Here is a 2,713-nt window from a genome sequence, read left to right on the forward strand (position 1 = left end):
ACGGTATATCCGCCGGCAAAACCATGCTCGTCGCGCAGCCGTTCGAAGATCCGCTTGGCCGTATGCCGCTGCTTCACAGGCGCTGTCTGGTCCGCTTCCAGGATCGCATCGATCACCGGCAGCAGTGGCCCCAGCTTCGGCTTCGCCGCCGGCTCCTTGCGCGTATATCCCGGTGGCAGCGAAAACCGGCACATCTTGGCCACCGTCTCCCGGCTCAGCCCGAACACCCGCGCCGCCTCGCGACGGCTATGTCCCTCCACGAACACGAAGCGCCGAACGGCGGCATAGCTCTCCACGGCAAACATCCCCGGCCGCTCCCAAAAGAAGCAACCTTACCAACGGCCGGATTTTACTCCGCCACGCTCAGCACCGTGCCGGCGTTCCGATGGCCTGCTTTGTCACCGCCGCATCCAAGCGGCGGCTTCTGACGAAAATTGCCATTCGCCGAGCATTGATGGGACAGCCAGCCGGGCGATGAACGATAGCTGTTCCGGGCAGCTTGGTGCAATCCTGAAAGCTGACGCTCGTTAATAGGCGCTTGCATGGATCGCCGGACTGCCGACATATGGTCTGAAGGCCAAGCGAAGTTCGCCCGCATTGGTCTAACCGGAAAGGGACTGCGTGCGAACCTCCGCTCAGGATTACATCTTCGTCAGCATGGCAATGTGGCGTTCGATAACCGGCAAAATTTCGCTGGCGGCGCGTCGCAGCGCGGGGGCTTGGGCTCTGGCTTGTAGCAAATATAACCTTCATTCAGCGCTGACACGGTCTCGCACAATGCTTGCCAATCGATCAGCTCAGGCACCGCGGCGGATTGAACCTTGATGGTGCTACCGCCAGACCCAGGGCGGCATGTCTAAGAAACGATTTTGGCCACTGCTGCCAGCAGCTGGGCCGTGCTGAACGGTTTCGATAACAATTCCACCTCGTCAAACGACAAAGGCAGCGAGTCTCGATTGTATCCGCTTACAAAGGCAAACGGGATGTTTTTGAGTTTCAGTGACGCTGCGATATCGCCGACTGGATGGCCGCCAAGATTGGCATCCAGTAGCGCTCCGTCAAACCGATACTGCTCGATCAGGGTCAATGCGGCAGATGCATTCCCGGCTGGCCCGATGACGGTTGCACCAGCGTCTTCGAGCTGTCCGGCAATGTCCATTGCCACCATCGGCTCGTCCTCAACAATAAGGATACGCTTTCCGTCAAGCCTCATAAAATCGGTCTGACCATTCAAGCCACTTGCATCATGATTCGGGGAAGGCACCTCGAGAGCGGATGCCTCGCTCGTCGTTCTGCTCGACGTCTGGTCTGCGGAGATCGGAAGCGTGATATTCCACCGCACGCCATCAACCTCGATCAACATCTTGGCTTCCCCGCCCACGCCGCGCGCGGTTGATTCTATCAAATTAGTCCCGAAGCCGCGCTTCAAAGTTTGAGCAACTGCCGGTCCACCCTGCTCAGTCCAACACAGGTCGAGCCCTTGATCACTGACGCTCCAGGCGATCTTGACCGTGCCTTCCTTCTTCGACAACGCGCCATATTTGAGCGAGTTCGTTCCAAGCTCGTGCAGTATCATCGCCATCATCGGTACGTGTGTGGCATCAATGTAAACCGCCGGGCCGGATGCTGAAACTTGCGCCTCATCGACAGGTCCGAACTTCATTTGATCGCGGACGATGTCGTGGAGTCCCGTGCCTTTCCAATCGTTGATGCTCAGCTGAGAATGCACACGGGACATCGACTGAATCCGGCCACCGAAGCTTGTGACGAAATCGGCCGGGTCATCGCAATGTCGCAAGGTTTGCGAAGCGATCGCCTGCACCGTAGCAAGCATATTCTTCACACGGTGGCTCAATTCAGCAGTGAGCAGCTTCTGCAAGTCTTTGGCTTCGCGTAAAGTGGCGCACGTGCGATCAAGCTCCTGCTCTCGCGCGCGACGCGCCTCTTCAGCGATTGTTCGTTCTAAAAGATCGGCAGCCTGCCGAGCCAAGATATCAAGCAGGCGCAGATCCCGATCCGAGGGCACATGTGGCTCGCTCCAATGCGTGGATATCATTCCAAGCAGAGTGCCATCGCGCGACAGCAAGGGTGTTGTCTGAGCGGACCGGATGCCGCTGCGCCGAAATGCAAGGAGGTCTTCCGTGCCAGCAATCACATCCCAATCCTCGTAGTCGGGCACAATTTCCCGCTGACCGGACTTGAGCGCATTTATGCAAGTACTGTGTGCTTCGGGGCCCACCCACCGCCAAAACTCAACGGCTTCCTCGGGTAGCCCGCGCGAACAAAGAAGATTGAGCTTACCGCCATTCCCCGAGGGGTCGCCTTGCGGGCAAAGCAACTGCATCGTCCCGAATTGCGAACCTGTAATCGCTACCGCCGCGTCGACGATTTTGCCGTAAAGCTCGACATGGTCCTGCTCGGCTATCAGTTCGATGCTGATACCGTGCAAAAGGTCGATGTCGGCCCGTCCGCCTTCCGAAATTCCAAATGGGATGGGAGTTTTGGCTAACGGTCGCGGCTCCGGCATGATTTTTCCTTCCGTCCGGGCAGAGCGGCGAGAGGAGGCTACCACGTCAAGTCGGCAACCGCGAAACCGTTTCTTCCGTCTCTTTCACACCTCAGCAGAAGAGCGCGCGGCTAGTGGTTCTCGCCTTACATTTGAGTCCGATTAGGGATTCCCGTCGACGTTTTGGCGTGCGAGTCATCGGGGATG

At 58.1% G+C, this 2,713-nt stretch carries 1 protein-coding gene and 1 pseudogene; both read right to left on the minus strand.

The features are described 5' to 3' along the window. Positions 1 to 305 (minus strand): annotated as a pseudogene (locus tag QN347_RS19010) (IS21 family transposase); the annotation flags it as partial. Positions 306 to 856: 551 nt separating this feature from the next. Continuing rightward, positions 857 to 2,527 (minus strand): HWE histidine kinase domain-containing protein, encoded by a 1,671-nt coding sequence (locus QN347_RS19015; protein ID WP_322159896.1) that lies wholly within the window; start codon positions 2,525 to 2,527, stop codon positions 857 to 859. Positions 2,528 to 2,713 lie beyond the last annotated feature (186 nt).

Source organism: Sphingomonas sp. 10B4, from assembly GCF_035019905.1.
In the GTDB taxonomy this organism is placed as follows: domain Bacteria; phylum Pseudomonadota; class Alphaproteobacteria; order Sphingomonadales; family Sphingomonadaceae; genus Sphingomonas; species Sphingomonas glacialis.